The 13191-nt window shown below is 70.9% G+C and carries 16 protein-coding genes and 1 pseudogene; 10 read left to right on the top strand and 7 right to left on the bottom strand.

Annotation, left to right across the window (positions count from 1 at the left end):
* Window positions 1–7: 7 nt before the first annotated feature.
* Complete coding sequence (locus ABZ893_RS19985) at window positions 8–406, bottom strand: hypothetical protein (RefSeq protein ID WP_361405188.1); 399 nt, start codon at window positions 404–406, stop codon at window positions 8–10.
* A gap of 105 nt (window positions 407–511) precedes the next feature.
* On the opposite strand from ABZ893_RS19985, the gene ABZ893_RS19980 reads away from it, so the two are divergent.
* The 3 genes from ABZ893_RS19980 (at window position 512) to ABZ893_RS19970 (ending at window position 1895) form a co-directional block, all read left to right on the top strand.
* Complete coding sequence (locus ABZ893_RS19980) at window positions 512–922, top strand: DUF1992 domain-containing protein (RefSeq protein ID WP_361405185.1); 411 nt, start codon at window positions 512–514, stop codon at window positions 920–922.
* Between the two features lie 37 nt (window positions 923–959).
* Complete coding sequence (locus ABZ893_RS19975) at window positions 960–1283, top strand: antibiotic biosynthesis monooxygenase (protein WP_361405183.1); 324 nt, start codon at window positions 960–962, stop codon at window positions 1281–1283.
* A 114-nt stretch (window positions 1284–1397) separates the two neighbouring features.
* Entirely contained in the window at window positions 1398–1895 is a 498-nt protein-coding gene (locus ABZ893_RS19970) for a GNAT family N-acetyltransferase (RefSeq protein ID WP_361405180.1), read from the top strand.
* A gap of 6 nt (window positions 1896–1901) precedes the next feature.
* Here ABZ893_RS19970 and ABZ893_RS19965 read toward each other — a convergent pair whose 3' ends face one another.
* From ABZ893_RS19965 to ABZ893_RS19955, 3 genes are all read right to left on the bottom strand, one after another.
* Window positions 1902–4007: an MFS transporter gene (locus ABZ893_RS19965; protein WP_361405178.1), complete on the bottom strand. Its 2106-nt coding sequence runs from the start codon at window positions 4005–4007 to the stop codon at window positions 1902–1904.
* A gap of 133 nt (window positions 4008–4140) precedes the next feature.
* Window positions 4141–4806, bottom strand: coding sequence for an HAD-IA family hydrolase (locus tag ABZ893_RS19960; protein ID WP_361405175.1), 666 nt, complete (start codon window positions 4804–4806; stop codon window positions 4141–4143).
* Window positions 4807–5060: 254 nt separating this feature from the next.
* Window positions 5061–5642 carry a TMEM165/GDT1 family protein gene (locus tag ABZ893_RS19955; protein WP_361405172.1) on the bottom strand — a complete coding sequence of 194 codons (582 nt, stop codon included), beginning with the start codon at window positions 5640–5642 and terminating at the stop codon, window positions 5061–5063.
* 492 nt (window positions 5643–6134) lie between these two features.
* Between ABZ893_RS19955 and ABZ893_RS19950 the strand changes: the two genes are divergently transcribed.
* The 4 genes and pseudogenes from ABZ893_RS19950 to ABZ893_RS19935 all read left to right on the top strand — a co-directional run bounded on the left by ABZ893_RS19950 (window position 6135) and on the right by ABZ893_RS19935 (window position 9498).
* Window positions 6135–6782, top strand: coding sequence for an HNH endonuclease family protein (locus ABZ893_RS19950; protein WP_361405169.1), 648 nt, complete (start codon window positions 6135–6137; stop codon window positions 6780–6782).
* Window positions 6783–6883: 101 nt separating this feature from the next.
* Complete coding sequence (locus tag ABZ893_RS19945) at window positions 6884–8590, top strand: alkaline phosphatase D family protein (RefSeq protein WP_361405166.1); 1707 nt, start codon at window positions 6884–6886, stop codon at window positions 8588–8590.
* Between the two features lie 74 nt (window positions 8591–8664).
* Window positions 8665–8985, top strand: a pseudogene (locus ABZ893_RS19940) (FAD-binding protein); the annotation flags it as partial.
* A 60-nt stretch (window positions 8986–9045) separates the two neighbouring features.
* Window positions 9046–9498, top strand: a complete 453-nt coding sequence (locus ABZ893_RS19935) for a DoxX family protein (RefSeq protein ID WP_361405163.1) — start codon at window positions 9046–9048, stop codon at window positions 9496–9498.
* A 203-nt stretch (window positions 9499–9701) separates the two neighbouring features.
* On the opposite strand, the gene ABZ893_RS19930 is transcribed toward ABZ893_RS19935, so the two are convergent.
* Complete coding sequence (locus ABZ893_RS19930; RefSeq protein ID WP_361405160.1) at window positions 9702–10268, bottom strand: superoxide dismutase family protein; 567 nt, start codon at window positions 10266–10268, stop codon at window positions 9702–9704.
* 270 nt (window positions 10269–10538) lie between these two features.
* Between ABZ893_RS19930 and ABZ893_RS19925 the strand changes: the two genes are divergently transcribed.
* Window positions 10539–11183 carry a VTT domain-containing protein gene (locus tag ABZ893_RS19925; protein ID WP_361405157.1) on the top strand — a complete coding sequence of 215 codons (645 nt, stop codon included), beginning with the start codon at window positions 10539–10541 and terminating at the stop codon, window positions 11181–11183.
* 24 nt (window positions 11184–11207) lie between these two features.
* Here ABZ893_RS19925 and ABZ893_RS19920 read toward each other — a convergent pair whose 3' ends face one another.
* Complete coding sequence (locus tag ABZ893_RS19920) at window positions 11208–11450, bottom strand: DUF2277 domain-containing protein (protein WP_361405154.1); 243 nt, start codon at window positions 11448–11450, stop codon at window positions 11208–11210.
* Window positions 11451–11580: 130 nt separating this feature from the next.
* On the opposite strand from ABZ893_RS19920, the gene ABZ893_RS19915 reads away from it, so the two are divergent.
* Window positions 11581–11925 (top strand): hypothetical protein, encoded by a 345-nt coding sequence (locus ABZ893_RS19915; protein ID WP_361405152.1) that lies wholly within the window; start codon window positions 11581–11583, stop codon window positions 11923–11925.
* A 21-nt stretch (window positions 11926–11946) separates the two neighbouring features.
* On the opposite strand, the gene ABZ893_RS19910 is transcribed toward ABZ893_RS19915, so the two are convergent.
* Window positions 11947–12111: a hypothetical protein gene (locus ABZ893_RS19910; protein ID WP_361405149.1), complete on the bottom strand. Its 165-nt coding sequence runs from the start codon at window positions 12109–12111 to the stop codon at window positions 11947–11949.
* A 691-nt stretch (window positions 12112–12802) separates the two neighbouring features.
* Here ABZ893_RS19910 and ABZ893_RS19905 point away from each other — a divergent pair.
* Entirely contained in the window at window positions 12803–13165 is a 363-nt protein-coding gene (locus ABZ893_RS19905) for a helix-turn-helix transcriptional regulator (protein ID WP_361405146.1), read from the top strand.
* Window positions 13166–13191: the final 26 nt, after the last annotated feature.

The raw sequence follows: 13191 nt of genomic DNA, 5'->3' as shown, positions 1-13191 counted from the left end.
CGGTCGATCAAATCTCGTGGTAGAAGCCGACGTTCACGCTGCGGTCCTGGGAGCGGTCCTGGACCACGACCTCGCCGGACGCGCCCGGCGCGAGCGTCGCGGCGCCCCCGTAGACGAGGTACTGCGGCGTTCCGCCGGTGAGCGTGAGGCGTACCTCGGAGGAGGGTTCGTCGTGCGAGCCGCGCAGCCAGAACACGGTCCACGCGCCGTCGGGCCCGCACCGGAACTCCAGGTGGACGCGGGACACGAACAGCCAGTCGTCGGGCGTCGCGAGCCGGCACACGTTCCGGTCGCGCCCGACGCGCAGTACGGCTCCCGGCTCGCTCGGCGCGTCGGCCATCAGCATCCCGGCCGTCGCCGAGTCCGCGCCCGCCCCCGCGACGGAGGCCATGGTCAGCTCCAGCACCGCACAGCTCCTTCGGTCTTCGCGGCCCCCGGAACCGGGTTCCGCCGAGGCCGCATCCTAATTTGTGCCCTGCCTCCGTGGTACGCCCTCTGGGACAATGGCGGCATGACCGAACGCAAGCCTCCGGACGTCAGCTTCGAGTCATGGGTCGACAAGCAGATCCGCGACGCGGAGCGCGCGGGCGACTTCTCCCACCTCCCCGGCGCGGGCAAGCCGCTGCCGGTGACGGACGACACGACGTACGACGAGAACTGGTGGATCAAGCGGAAGATGGCCCGCGAGGGCTTCTCGGTGCTGCCTCCGTCACTCGCCCTGCGCAAGGAGGCCGAGGACGCGCTCGCCGAGGCGGCACGGGCCCCCTCCGAACGGATCGTCCGCAAGATCGTCACCGAGATCAACGTCAAGATCCGCGACATGATGTTCAAGCCCCCACCCGGCCCACCACTCGGCCTCAAGCCGTACGACGTCGAGGAGATCGTCCGCGACTGGCACACCCGACACCCCCAGGGGACCTGACGCCGTCCTCACACGGGGGTGCGCGAGGATGGGCGGCATGAGCATCGTGAAGATCAACGTCCTGACCGTCCCGGCCGAGCAGCGGGAGACCCTGGAGAAGCGGTTCGCGTCGCGCGCCGGCGCCGTGGAGAACTCCGACGGCTTCGAGTGGTTCGAGCTGCTTCGCCCGATCGAGGGCACGGACGACTACCTGGTGTACACCCGCTGGCGTGACGAGGCGTCGTTCCAGGCGTGGATGGAGGGCCCGATGAAGGCGGCCCACCAGGGTGGCCAGGGTGGCGGCGACCGCCCGAAGCCGGCCGCGAGCGGGTCGTCGGTGTGGTCCTTCGAGGTCGTGCAGCAGGCGGCGCCCAAGTCGTAGGCCTGATTCGTGGGCCTGATTCATAGGCCTGATTCGTGGGCCCGTTTCGCGAGAAGCGTGCGGGGTGGGCAAAACCGCTTGCGTGGGGCGGCGGGGGCGCGTCGACAATGCGTCATGGACTCGCCCTGGACCGTCGCCCCCGAGCCGTTCGACTCGCCTGTCGCCGCGCTGCTCTGGCGCACGTACTACACCGAGGTCAGCGACCGCTGGTACCTGCTGCACGAGGGGCGTGCGACCGATCCCGGTGAGCTGGAGCGTGAGGTCGCGGCCGACACCGGGGACTATCTCGCCGCGCCGGGCGGGGTGCTGCTGGTCGCGCGCTACCGAGGCGAGCCGGCCGGGACCGCGGGCGTGCGGCTGCTCGACTCGTCGACCGCCGAGCTGAAGCGGGTCTTCCTGCGGCCCGAGCTGCGCGGGAAGGGCGGCGCCTCCCTGCTGCTCACGCGCGCCGAGAGCGCCGCGCGCGAACTCGGCGCCCAGCGGCTCGTCCTCGACACCCGCAGCGACCTGATCGAGTCCCGGACGCTGTACACGCGGCACGGTTACGAGGAGACGGCCCGGTACAACGACGACCCGTACTCGGAGCACTGGTACGCCAAGCAGCTCGCCTGAGAGTCGTCAGGTGCCGGTCGCCAGACCCGGGCGTGGCGGGCGGGACGGCTGGCCGTCGTGTGGGCGTTCCTCGTCCGAGCCGCACAGCTCCTCGTTGAGCTCGGCGACGAGTTTGACGAGGTCCGTGGGGCGGTCCGGGCCCCACCAGTCGCCGAGGAGTTCGGCGAGCGAGTCCTCGCGCGACTTGGACAAGCGGCCGGCGACCACGCGGCCCTCCTCCGTGAGGATGAGGTCGATGCCCTCGCGCCAGACGAGATGCCGCTCCTCCACCTGCCGCACCGCCGCGATGATCACGTGCAGCGGTACGGTGCTGCGCTCGGCGAGCACGGCCGGCTCCGCCCACCCGTACCGCTTGATGCGCAGGAGCAGCCAACTGGACGCGGGCAGCAGGTCGTAGCCCGCGCGTTCGGTGATCTTCTCGTAGATCTCGCGGCGGCCCTCGCGGGTGCCGAGGGTGGACAGGGCCCGCGCGCACTCGTCGTGCGAGGAGCGCTCCACGGGGTTGCTGGCCAGGGTCTCGGTGACGTCGGGTGCGGTGACGGAGCCGCGCAGCTTGTCCTCGCGCAGGAACCAGGACAGGACGAAGGCGACGACGGCGACCGGGGCGGCGTAGAGGAAGACGTCGGTGATGGACGACGCGTAGGCGTGCAGGACGGGGCCGCGCACGGTGGGCGGGAGGCTGTGGATGCCGCGCGGGTCGGCCTTGAGGGCGTTGGCGCTGACACCCGGTGGGAGAGCCTGGCCGGCGAGCGCGGACGTGAGTTTGGCGCCCAGGCGGCTCGCGAAGACGGTGCCGAAGATCGCGACGCCGAACGACGCGCCGATGGAGCGGAAGAACGTCGCACCGGACGTGGCGACGCCCAGGTCCTCGTACGAGACGGCGTTCTGCACGATCAGGACGAGGACCTGCATGACGAGGCCGAGGCCCAGGCCGAAGACGAAGAAGTAGGTGCTCATCAGGGCGGTGGAGCTGTGCTCGTCGAGCTGGTGCAGGAGGAGCAGGCCGATGGCGGTGATGCCGGTGCCGGCGACAGGGAAGACCTTCCAGCGGCCCGTGCGGCTGACGATCTGGCCGGACGCCGTCGAGGAGAGCAGCAGGCCGAAGACCATGGGCAGCATGTGCACGCCCGACAACGTCGGCGAGACACCCCTCACGACCTGGAGGAACGTCGGCAGGTACGTCATGGCGCCGAACATGGCGAAGCCGACGACGAAGCTGATGACGGCGGACAGCGTGAACGTACGGATGCGGAACAGCTTCAGCGGAAGAACCGGCTCCGCCGCCCGCTTCTCGACCTGGATGAACGCGACGCCGAGCACGACGCCGACGACCAGGAGCCCGATGATCTGCACCGATCCCCACGCCCAGGTCGTCCCGCCTAGCGAGGCGACCAGGATGAGACAGGTCGCGACGGACGCGATCAGGAACGTGCCGAGGTAGTCGATCGTGTGCTTCGTGGACCGTACGGGGATGTGCAGCATCGCGGCGATGACCAGGAGCGCGATGACGCCGATCGGCAGGTTGACGTAGAAGACCCAGCGCCAGCTGAGGTGCTGGGTGAACAGGCCGCCGAGCAGCGGGCCGAGCACGCTGGTCGCGCCGAAGACCGCGCCGAACAGGCCCTGGTACTTGCCGCGTTCGCGGGGCGGGACGATGTCGCCGACGATCGCCATGGACAGCACCATGAGGCCGCCGCCGCCGAGTCCCTGGAGGGCACGGAAGCCGATGAGCTCGGGCATGTTCCGTGCCATGCCGCACAGGGCCGAGCCGATCAGGAAGATGACGATCGCCGTCTGGAAGAGCTTCTTGCGGCCGTACTGGTCGCCGAGCTTGCCCCACAGCGGCGTGGCGGCCGTGGACGCCAGCAGATACGCGGTCACGACCCAGGACAGGTGTTCCAGGCCGCCGAGGTCGCTGACGATGGTCGGCAGCGCCGTCGAGACGATCGTCTGGTCGAGGGCCGCGAGCAACATGCCGAGCAGCAGCGCGCCGATCGAGACCAGCACTCCGCGCCGGCCGTTCCCGGCACCGGTCGCGGGTCCGGTGTGGTCCCCGGCTGGGCCTTGCGTCAGGTCCGTGGGGGGAGGTCCCCCGCCAGCGTCCTGGGTCATGGACACCTCCTGAGAAGCCCCGCCGGACACCGCCGGCGGGGCTATGCCATCTACAGGATGGTGCGTGCGCCCGGATTTGGCCTGTCGGGGAGAGGGCGGGACCGGTGCCCGTACGGGGACTCCCGCGCCCGAACTACCCGATGTGCAGCAGGATCCCGCCGTCCGGGCCCGCCTCGACCCGCACCCGCGTCAGGTCCTCCACCAGTGCCGTCGGAGCGTGCGCGCCCGCGCGCGGCCCTACCCCGACGACGCGCATCCCTGCGGCCCTGCCGGCCGCGATGCCGGCCTCGGAGTCCTCGAAGACGACGCAGTCGGCCGGGTCGACGCCCAGCTCGGCGGCGGCCTTGAGGAACCCCTCGGGGTCGGGCTTGCTGGCGCCCACGCTCTCGGCGGTGATCCGCAGGTCGGGCTGCGGGAGACCGGCGGCGGCCATGCGGCGGCCGGAGAGGGCGACGTCGGCGGAGGTCACGAGGGCGTGCGCGAGGCCGCCGGTGCGCAGGGCGGCCAGGAACTCGGCGGCGCCGGGCACAGGGACGACGCCGTCGACGTCGGCGGTCTCCTCGGCGAGCATCCGGGCGTTGTCGGCGTGGTTCTCGGCCATGGGGCGGCCGGGCAGCAGGAGGGCCATGGTCGCGTAGCCCTGGCGGCCGTGGACGACCTTCACGACCTCGTCGCCGTCGAGGCCCTGGCGGTCGGCCCAGCGCCGCCAGCAGCGCTCGACCACCGCGTCGGAGTTGACCAGCGTGCCGTCCATGTCGAGCAGCAGGGCGCGGGCGGACAGAACAGTGGTGGCCGTCATCGGCGGGTCCTCCAGAAGTGAGACCAAGGTGGCCCCGCCCACCGGTCAGGGTGAGATGGGCGGAACCACTTTGTTCCTCGACCATACAAAGGGGGGCGGGGGGTACGCCAGCTGTGCAGGTCAGCGGGGGGCGGGTACGTGTACGGGGCGCGCGGCTCGGCGTGCAGGGCGGATGCGTGGCCCGGCGCAGGCCTCGGCACATGGCCCACCCCGCACCGGGCGCGCGGCCCGCCCCCGCACCGAACACAGGCCGCCTACGCAGCCACCGCCTCGTAAAGGCTCCACACCCCGAGCGCGATCATCAGGACCGCGGCGATCTTCGTGATCAGCGCGAGCGGCACCCGCTTCATCAGGGCCTTGCCGCCGACGATGCCGAGGGCCGCGACGGCCCACAGGCCGAGGACCGCGCCGAGAGAGACGGAGAGCGGGTCGTTGTACCGGGCGGCGAGGTTCGCGGTCATGATCTGCGTCAGGTCACCGAACTCCGCGACCAGGATGAGCATGAAGCCCGCGCCGGAGACCTTCCAGAAGCTCTGGTCCTTGGGCTTGCGGACCTCTTCCTCCTCCTCGGCCTTCTTCAGCAGCAGGACCGCCGCGCCGCCGAGGAAGAGCACACCGGTCAGGGCGTGCACGAGCTGCTGCGGCAAGAGGGTCAGGACACTGCCGGCCGCGACGGCGAGCGCGACATGGACGGCGAAGGCGGCGGCGACACCGACGAAGACGTACGAGGCGCGGTAGCGCGTGCCCAGGACGAGTCCGGCGAGCGCGGTCTTGTCCGGGAGCTCGGCAAGAAAGATGACGCCGAAGACGACCGCCATCACGCTGAAGCTGATCAAGATTCCTCAATCGGTCGGGCTGCCGGCCGAGAGTGAGGGGAATTCGCGTACGACACCTCGGCACGGCAGCGCACAGGTACGCACACAGTCGTGTCCGCACATGAAGCACTGCTCTGCCGAAGGTCTCGCTGGCCGGCCCCGGTGTACGGGTCCTGCCTCCGGGCGCCGGCTCAGACGAGCTGAGCAGTATGTCGACGGTCCGGCGAAGAGCTACTCCCCTTCTGCACCGCCCAGTCTAGGCGAACGCCCGAGCGATCCGGCATGACCCACGTCACCCCCGGTCGCCCGGCGGTCGATTCCGGTCCGCGCAAGGCCGGATCGGGACCAGATCCCCTCACGTCCCGCACACCCCGCGACAAGTCCCGTACGCCCCCTTGATGTGTACGTGACGTTGACGCGACCCTGTCACTCGGCGCACATCTCCCGGAAACCCCGGAGCGCCAGCATGACCGAACCGTCAGGCCAACTTCCCCCCACGCCAAGGGAGTTCACATGCGCACGCTCTACGCGCGTCGACGCGCCGCCGCACTCGGGGCCACCGCCGTCGTCGTCTCCGCCCTCACCCTGCTGAACGGCCCGGCCGCGCAGGCCTCTCCCCCCACACCGGTCAGCGGGGCCACCGCCCGCACGTACCTCGCCCAGCTCACGGTCAAGGCCGAAGGTTCCTCCGACGGCTACAGCCGCACCCTCTTCCCGCACTGGATCACGCAGTCCGGCACGTGCAACACCCGCGAGGTCGTCCTCAAGCGCGACGGCACGAACGTCGTGACCGACTCCAGTTGCGCGGCCACGTCCGGCTCCTGGTACTCCGAGTACGACGGCGCGACCTGGAAGGCCTCGTCCGACGTCGACATCGACCACGTCGTCCCGCTATCCGAGGCCTGGAAGTCCGGCGCGAACGCCTGGACCACCGCCCAGCGCCAGGCCTTCGCCAACGACCTCACCCGCCCCCAGCTCATCGCCGTCACCGACAACGTCAACCAGTCCAAGGGCGACCAGGACCCGGCCACCTGGATGCCGTCGCGGGCCGCGTACAAGTGCACGTACGTCCGGATGTGGGTGCAGGTGAAGCACTACTACAACCTCAGCGTGGACCCGGCGGAGAAGAGTGCGCTGACGACTTATCTGAGCGGCTGCTAGCTGCCCCTGACGGGTAGATCGCGGAAGCCTGCGTTCCCGGAACCTCGCCATCCGCCTCCCTCGTTCCGTACCGTACGGGGCGATCAAGGAGGCTGAAACACGTGGCAGAGCTGCGACTTGGACCGCTGCTGAGATACGTGGACGAGTCGTCGGCGACCGTCTGGGTCGAGGCGAGCCGTCCGTGCACCGCCGAAGTGCGCTGCACGGACGGCTCGTCGGGGCGCGCCCACACGTTCCAGATCTGCGGCCACCACTACGCGCTCGTCCCGGTGACCGGTCTCGCCCCGGGGAGCGCGACGGCGTACGAGGTGCTGCTCGACGGTGCCCGCGTGTGGCCGCTCGCGGACTCGCCGTTCCCGCCCAGCGTGATCCGCACGCCCGCGTACGACGATCCGGCACGCCCGCTCCGCGTCGCGTTCGGCTCGTGCCGGTGGGCCGCGCCGCCCGCCGGCGGGCACGACCCGGTGGGCCCCGACGCGCTGGGCGCCCTCGCCGGACAGCTCGCCGCCGCTCCCGGCGCCGAGCCGCCCGATGTCCTGCTCCTGCTCGGCGACCAGGTCTACGCGGACGAGACCTCGCCGGCCACCCGCCGCTACCTCGGCGCCCGCCGCGACCTGCGCGACCCACCGGGACCCCAGGTCGCGGACTACGAGGAGTACACCCGGCTCTACTACGAATCGTGGCTCCACCCGGAAGTGCGCTGGCTGCTGTCCACGGTGCCCAGTTGCATGATCTTCGACGACCACGATGTCATCGACGACTGGAACACGAGCGCCGCGTGGCTCGCCGAGATGCGCGCCACCGACTGGTGGAACGAGCGGATCCTGAGCGGCCTCATGTCGTACTGGGTCCATCAGCACCTGGGCAATCTGTCGCCCGCCGAACTCGCCGCCGACCCGGTCTACGCCGAGGTGTGCGCGGACCCCGACGGGACGGACCCGCTCAGGGAGTTCGCCGCCCGCGCCGACGCCGACCCGCCGTCCGTCCGCTGGAGCTACCGCCGCGACTTCGGCCGCGTACGGCTGCTGATGGTGGACACGCGGGCGGCGCGGGTCCTGGCGGACGGGGAGCGGTCGATGCTGGACGAAAGGGAGGCGGGGTGGCTGCGGGAGCAGGTGCTGGATTCCTCCAGCACTCCGGCTGGGGCTCCCTCCGGCACTCCGGCCGGGGCTCCCTCCGGGGCGTACGACCATCTGCTGATCGGGACCTCGTTGCCCTGGCTGCTGCCGCATCTCGTGCATGACGTCGAGGGGTGGAACGCGGCGATGTGCCGGGGCGAGCGCGGGGCGCGCTGGGCCGGGTTCGGTGAACAGGTGCGCAGGCGGGCCGACTTGGAGCACTGGGCGGCGTTCCCCACGTCGTTCGACGCGCTGACGGCGCTGATCGCCGAGGCGGGCGGCGGCGCGGGCGCCCCGGCGACGGTGTGCGTGCTGTCGGGCGACGTCCACCACGCGTACGTCGCCGAACCCACGTGGCCCGCGGGGGCGCGGGGCCCGGCCGCGCGCGTCGTCCAGCTGACGTGCTCGCCGGTGCACAACTCCATCCCCGGGGTGATGAAGGCCGGGTTCCGTCTCGGCTGGAGCCGTTTCGGGCGTGCCCTGGGACGGCGGTTCGCCCGGCACGGCCGGCTCGCCACTCCCCCGGTGTCGTGGCGCAGGACGGGCGGGCCCTGGTTCGGGAACCAGCTGATGACGCTGACCATGCGCGGGCGCGCGGCGCGGCTGCAGCTCCATCAGGCGCGGGCTGCTCGGGAGGGAGCGACGGAGCTGCGGGAGACGGCGGAGTCCGTACTCAGTGAACCCGGGTGACCGGTGGGCTCGGCGCGAGCCCGGTGGACTCGGCGCACGCGTGCTCTGCGAATGCGTACCGGCCGAATGGCGGTGCGGGGCTCCTGAAGACGGGCCAGGTACGGCCGCACACGCTCGACGGGTACGTGGCGGGCGGGCTGGATGTCACCCCTCGCCCGTACTGCCTGATCAACCGTCAAGACAGGCCACATGCAAGGAGGTTCGCGTTCGGGGTGCTCACCGAGGGGGTGCATTGGGGGACGGCGGCGGGGGCTCGCCCGGGGGTGGGTTCGGCGACCTTGTCGGACGCCGACGCGGTCGCGCGGGCCGTCTTGTGTACGGCCGACGCGGACCCCTGCGAGCCCGGCGCCGACCAGCACTCTTGGCCAAATATTGAACTTGCAAGGAGAGGTTAGCCTCACCTAACCTTTGGCCTCCCATCGGTTCGCCCCCCAACGAACTCAAGGAGTCCCCTCATGACTGGACGTCTCGACAACGCCCAGCCCTACGCCCTCGGCCTCTTCCGCATCGTCGTGGGCGGCCTCTTCGCCTGCCACGGCGCCGCCTCGCTCTTCGGCGTCCTCGGCGGAGCGATGGGCGGTGGTTCGGTCCCGGCCGGCGCCTGGCCCGGCTGGTTCGCGGCCGTCATCCAGCTCGCCGGCGGCGGCCTGGTCGCCCTCGGCCTCGGCACCCGCGCCGCGGCCTTCATATCCTCCGGTTCGATGGCCTACGCGTACTTCGTCGTCCACCAGCCGGAGGCCCTGTGGCCCCTCCAGAACGGCGGCGAGTCCTCGGCGATGTTCTGCTGGGCGATGCTGCTTCTGGTCTTCACGGGCTCGGGCGCGCTGGGCGTGGACCGGCTGTTGGGCGGGGGCGCGGAGCGTACGGAGACGTCTGCGACGGCGGAGCGGGAGCCTGCGACGGTGTGATGTGCCGGGTGGGTACGGCGGCGCCGGGCTCACCTACGTAGCGGCGCTCCCCGGCCCAGCGCCACCCCGGCCCGCCGCCTCACTCACTCACTCACTCACTCACTCACTCACTCACTCACTCACTCACTCACTCACTCACGATCGCCCCCGTTTCCGGTCCACCCCAGGGCCTGGAACGGGGGCGTCCGCGTCACCCCTCCCCGTCACCCCTCCCCCGCGCCTCGCCCCGGCGACTCGAACGGCACCGTGAAGCACGCGACCCGTGCGCCGACTCCGCCCGGCGCCGAATCCAAGACCACGGAGCGCGCCTCGCCCGGCCGGAACTCCCACGCGTGCCGGGCAGTTGCCGCCCCCGCGCCACTCGCGTCCGTGGTGAAGTCGAGCCGGACCTCGTTCTCCGGGTTCGCATAGGCCGGGTCGACCGACGGCTGCACCGGGTCCTGACGGTGCTGGTAGTGCCCGGGGTTCGCACCCGGACCCCCACCGCACTCGCCCCGGCTCACCCAGGCCCTGTACGCGCGCCCGTGCGCCAGCCCGTCGACGTGCACGCTCACCTCCATCCGCCCGTACCCGCCGCGCTGCGTGACCTCGATCCGCGCGCCGGCCGGCACGACGCCCATGTCGTACGTGACCGCACTCGACGGCACGAAGGCGTTCGGCGGCGAGAACTGCCCCTCGCTCCGCACCCCGTACACCCCCGCCGTCCCGCCACCCGCCGCGAACACAGCCGCCGCGGCCATCCCCGCCACCATTCCCACTCCAGCCACCATCGCCCGCCACTCCACCTCTCGCGCTCTCTCGCTCCCGGGACCGGGTGCTCCCGCTGCGTCGTTCGTACGGGACTTCCGCCCCGTACGCCGCCTGCCACGCGGCACCCGGGCGAACGTGACCTGGAGAACACATGAGCCCCTTGCGACTCTCCGGTAACCACCGAGGCGTACGCTGTACAGCTGTCATCAGCAGCCCCTGCCGCCCCCCGCGACAACGCGGCGTCAGTCGCTGACCGGGGAAGTCACGAGCACGGAGGACGGGGAGTCGCGGTGCTGGAGAGTGTGGGGTCGTTGAGCGGCGGCCCGTGGATCTACGCGGTGGTGTCCCTCTCGGTACTGCTCGACGTGTTCCTGCCCGTACTGCCGAGCGGCGTCCTGGTCATCACGGCGGCCACCGCGGTGACGGCCGGCACGGGCGCGGCGGCCGGGGAGGTGTCGCACGAGGTCCCGTCGATCCTGGCCCTGACCCTCTCGGCGGCTACGGCTTCGGTCCTCGGCGACCTGGTCGCGTACCGGCTCGCATGGCGGGGCGGCGAACGTCTCGACCGCGCGATCGCCCGCTCCCGCCGCCTGACCAGCGCGCAGGAGCGTCTCGGCGGGGCGCTCGCCCGGGGCGGCGGCGGGGTGCTCGTGGTCATCGCCCGGTTCGCCCCGGCGGGCCGTTCGATCGTCTCGTTCGCGGCGGGTACGGCTCATCGCCGGGTCCGCGAGTTCCTGCCGTGGTCGGCGCTCGCCGGCGTGGCCTGGGCGGCGTACAGCGTGGCCCTCGGCTACTTCGGCGGCCAGTGGCTCGGCGCGAGCTGGCTGGCCACGGGGGTTTCGTTGCTCGCGCTGTTCGCGGCGGGGGCGGGGGCGGCGTACTTGATACGGCGCCCGGCACCGGCACCATCACCGTCACCGGAACGAGCGGCCTGAGCCACCCGGAGCCCCCCAGCGAACTCAGACGGCCGCATCCCGGGCCAACTGACGCCCCTGGGCGCGGACTTCGAGCCCGTCGAGCAGGTCGGCGGTCGCCTGGGCGATGACGTCGACGGCCCGGTCGAAGACCTCCTTGTTGTGCGCGGCGGGCGCCCGGAAGCCGGACACCTTCCGCACGTACTGCAGGGCTGCGGCCCGGATCTCCTCCTCGGTGGCCTCTTCGGGGAGGACGGGCGGGCGAAGGGTCTTGATGCTGCGGCACATACGTCCAGTCTCGCGCGCTCCCTGCCTCTCGCGCACGGCTTCACCAAGAACGCGCGTTCGAAACACACGTACGAATGAACACGCCCGGCAACGCTCGCTTCGAGAAATCGAACAGACGTATCATTGCGGCGTGGCAGCGACCTATGACTTCCCGAGTGACCTCCTGGCGGGCCAGGAGGAGCTGCACCAGGTCAGGGCGGAGCTCCTGGCCCTCCTGAAGCGGCTTCCGTGGTCGGTGGACCCCCTCGACGGCTTCAGCGACGACCACGGCTGGCGCAAGCGCGAACGCCCCGCCTCCCCCGGCTGGACCCCCGACGAACAGGCGGAGGTCGAAAAGCTCCGCCAACGGGAACGCGAATTGGCGGTCTTCGTGACGTGCCACCGCTACTGGAAGGACGTATCGGGCCCGGACAAGGTGGACGCCCGCATGAACCTCAAGCGGGCCCCCGAAGAACCCGCCCCCGACCCGAAGTAGCCCCCGCACCCTTCGGGACCTTCACACCGCCTCACGCATCTTGGCGGCCCACTCGACCACGAGCGCCTCGTACTCCACCCGCTCCTCAGCGCTCAACCGCCCTCCGGCACTCAGCCAGAGGGCACGTATTCGCTCATTCACCTCGGCAGCAGACCGTGCGGTCACGGGTTCGGAAGTAGTGGCCATATGTGAAGCCTACGTCCACGCACGTGAAGGTCGCGTGAAACCCCCACGGAGTGACGGAAGTTACCGCGCGACACCCCCTCCCCCCAACCCCCCGAACACCCCCATAACGGAAGACAGCTTCACGTTCTCTTCACATCTCGCAAACCATTCCTAATGCGCAATTACCGCCCCTGCCCCGCCCCCAAAACGCAAGCAGCCCCCCGACCGATCACGGTCGAGGGGCTGCCAACCCGGTGGGCGCGGACGGTTTCGAACCGCCGACATCTGCCTTGTAAGAGTCGCTGTACGTGGCGCGGGGGCCCGTGGCGCCAGCGATCCGACCTGCCGTGACGGGCACTAAGAGCCAGGTCACAGACGTGATCCGCGTATGCGGCCTCGCCACCGTCCCGTCAGCGCCGCGCCAGTGTCACGGCAGTGCACGACAGCACCACAAGACCCTGGCTCCTAAATTCCCCCTAAATGATCAAGCTGTCTGCGCAGGTCACGGCGCGCGAACGCCCCCGCACTCGCGCGCGGGGGCGCCCCCGTGCCGGACCGCCACAGAGGGGGGCAGCCGCAATGACGGCCGGCACGTTCTCGGGTTCGACCCTCACCCCTGTCTAGTGGACGCACAGGTTCCGCGTCATTCGCCCGTTCGAGTGAACATGCGTTCGAATAGATCAGAGCGTAGCGGCTCTACGGCGTTTGGCATATGCCGCAGAGAGGTGGGCGGGTCGACCCCCACTCCCGCCTGGCTCGATCACGTCCAGTCCATCGCCAGATAGCGACCACTTGGGTACTGACACATGATCGATTCCGTCTTTGTGTTTGTCGAGTGCCAGCCCGCCGAACGCCGCGACCCGATTGGGTCCTCCCCCATCGAGTCGCGCTCGGTCATCGCATCGCCGAGCTCCGCCGGAAGGCCGGGCTCTCACAGGATCAGCTGGCGAAACTCGTGGGCGTGGACCGACGCACCATCCAGCGGTACGAGAACGCCGAGAGGGACCCTCAGTTCTCGGACCTGCTACTCATCGCCCACGCCCTGGGCGTCCTCGTTGCCGACCTCCTCAGGTAGCAGGAGGCCTGGGCGCGCCGACTGCA

The sequence above is a fragment of the Streptomyces sp. NPDC046821 genome (assembly GCF_040645335.1).
Taxonomy (GTDB): Bacteria; Actinomycetota; Actinomycetes; order Streptomycetales; family Streptomycetaceae; genus Streptomyces.
This window is presented reverse-complemented; position numbering and strand designations above follow the sequence as displayed.

What these genes read in the sequence shown, in the direction of transcription:
- ABZ893_RS19935 (WP_361405163.1), top strand. Translation starts at nt 9,046, where the DNA reads ATGACTGGACGTCTCGACAACGCCCAGCCCTACGCCCTCGGCCTCTTC.
- ABZ893_RS19910 (WP_361405149.1), bottom strand. Translation starts at nt 12,111, where the DNA reads ATGGCCACTACTTCCGAACCCGTGACCGCACGGTCTGCTGCCGAGGTG.
- ABZ893_RS19960 (WP_361405175.1), bottom strand. Translation starts at nt 4,806, where the DNA reads ATGACGGCCACCACTGTTCTGTCCGCCCGCGCCCTGCTGCTCGACATG.
- ABZ893_RS19930 (WP_361405160.1), bottom strand. Translation starts at nt 10,268, where the DNA reads ATGGTGGCTGGAGTGGGAATGGTGGCGGGGATGGCCGCGGCGGCTGTG.
- ABZ893_RS19905 (WP_361405146.1), top strand. Translation starts at nt 12,803, where the DNA reads ATGCCGCAGAGAGGTGGGCGGGTCGACCCCCACTCCCGCCTGGCTCGA.
- ABZ893_RS19965 (WP_361405178.1), bottom strand. Translation starts at nt 4,007, where the DNA reads ATGACCCAGGACGCTGGCGGGGGACCTCCCCCCACGGACCTGACGCAA.
- ABZ893_RS19975 (WP_361405183.1), top strand. Translation starts at nt 960, where the DNA reads ATGAGCATCGTGAAGATCAACGTCCTGACCGTCCCGGCCGAGCAGCGG.
- ABZ893_RS19950 (WP_361405169.1), top strand. Translation starts at nt 6,135, where the DNA reads ATGCGCACGCTCTACGCGCGTCGACGCGCCGCCGCACTCGGGGCCACC.
- ABZ893_RS19970 (WP_361405180.1), top strand. Translation starts at nt 1,398, where the DNA reads ATGGACTCGCCCTGGACCGTCGCCCCCGAGCCGTTCGACTCGCCTGTC.
- ABZ893_RS19980 (WP_361405185.1), top strand. Translation starts at nt 512, where the DNA reads ATGACCGAACGCAAGCCTCCGGACGTCAGCTTCGAGTCATGGGTCGAC.
- ABZ893_RS19920 (WP_361405154.1), bottom strand. Translation starts at nt 11,450, where the DNA reads ATGTGCCGCAGCATCAAGACCCTTCGCCCGCCCGTCCTCCCCGAAGAG.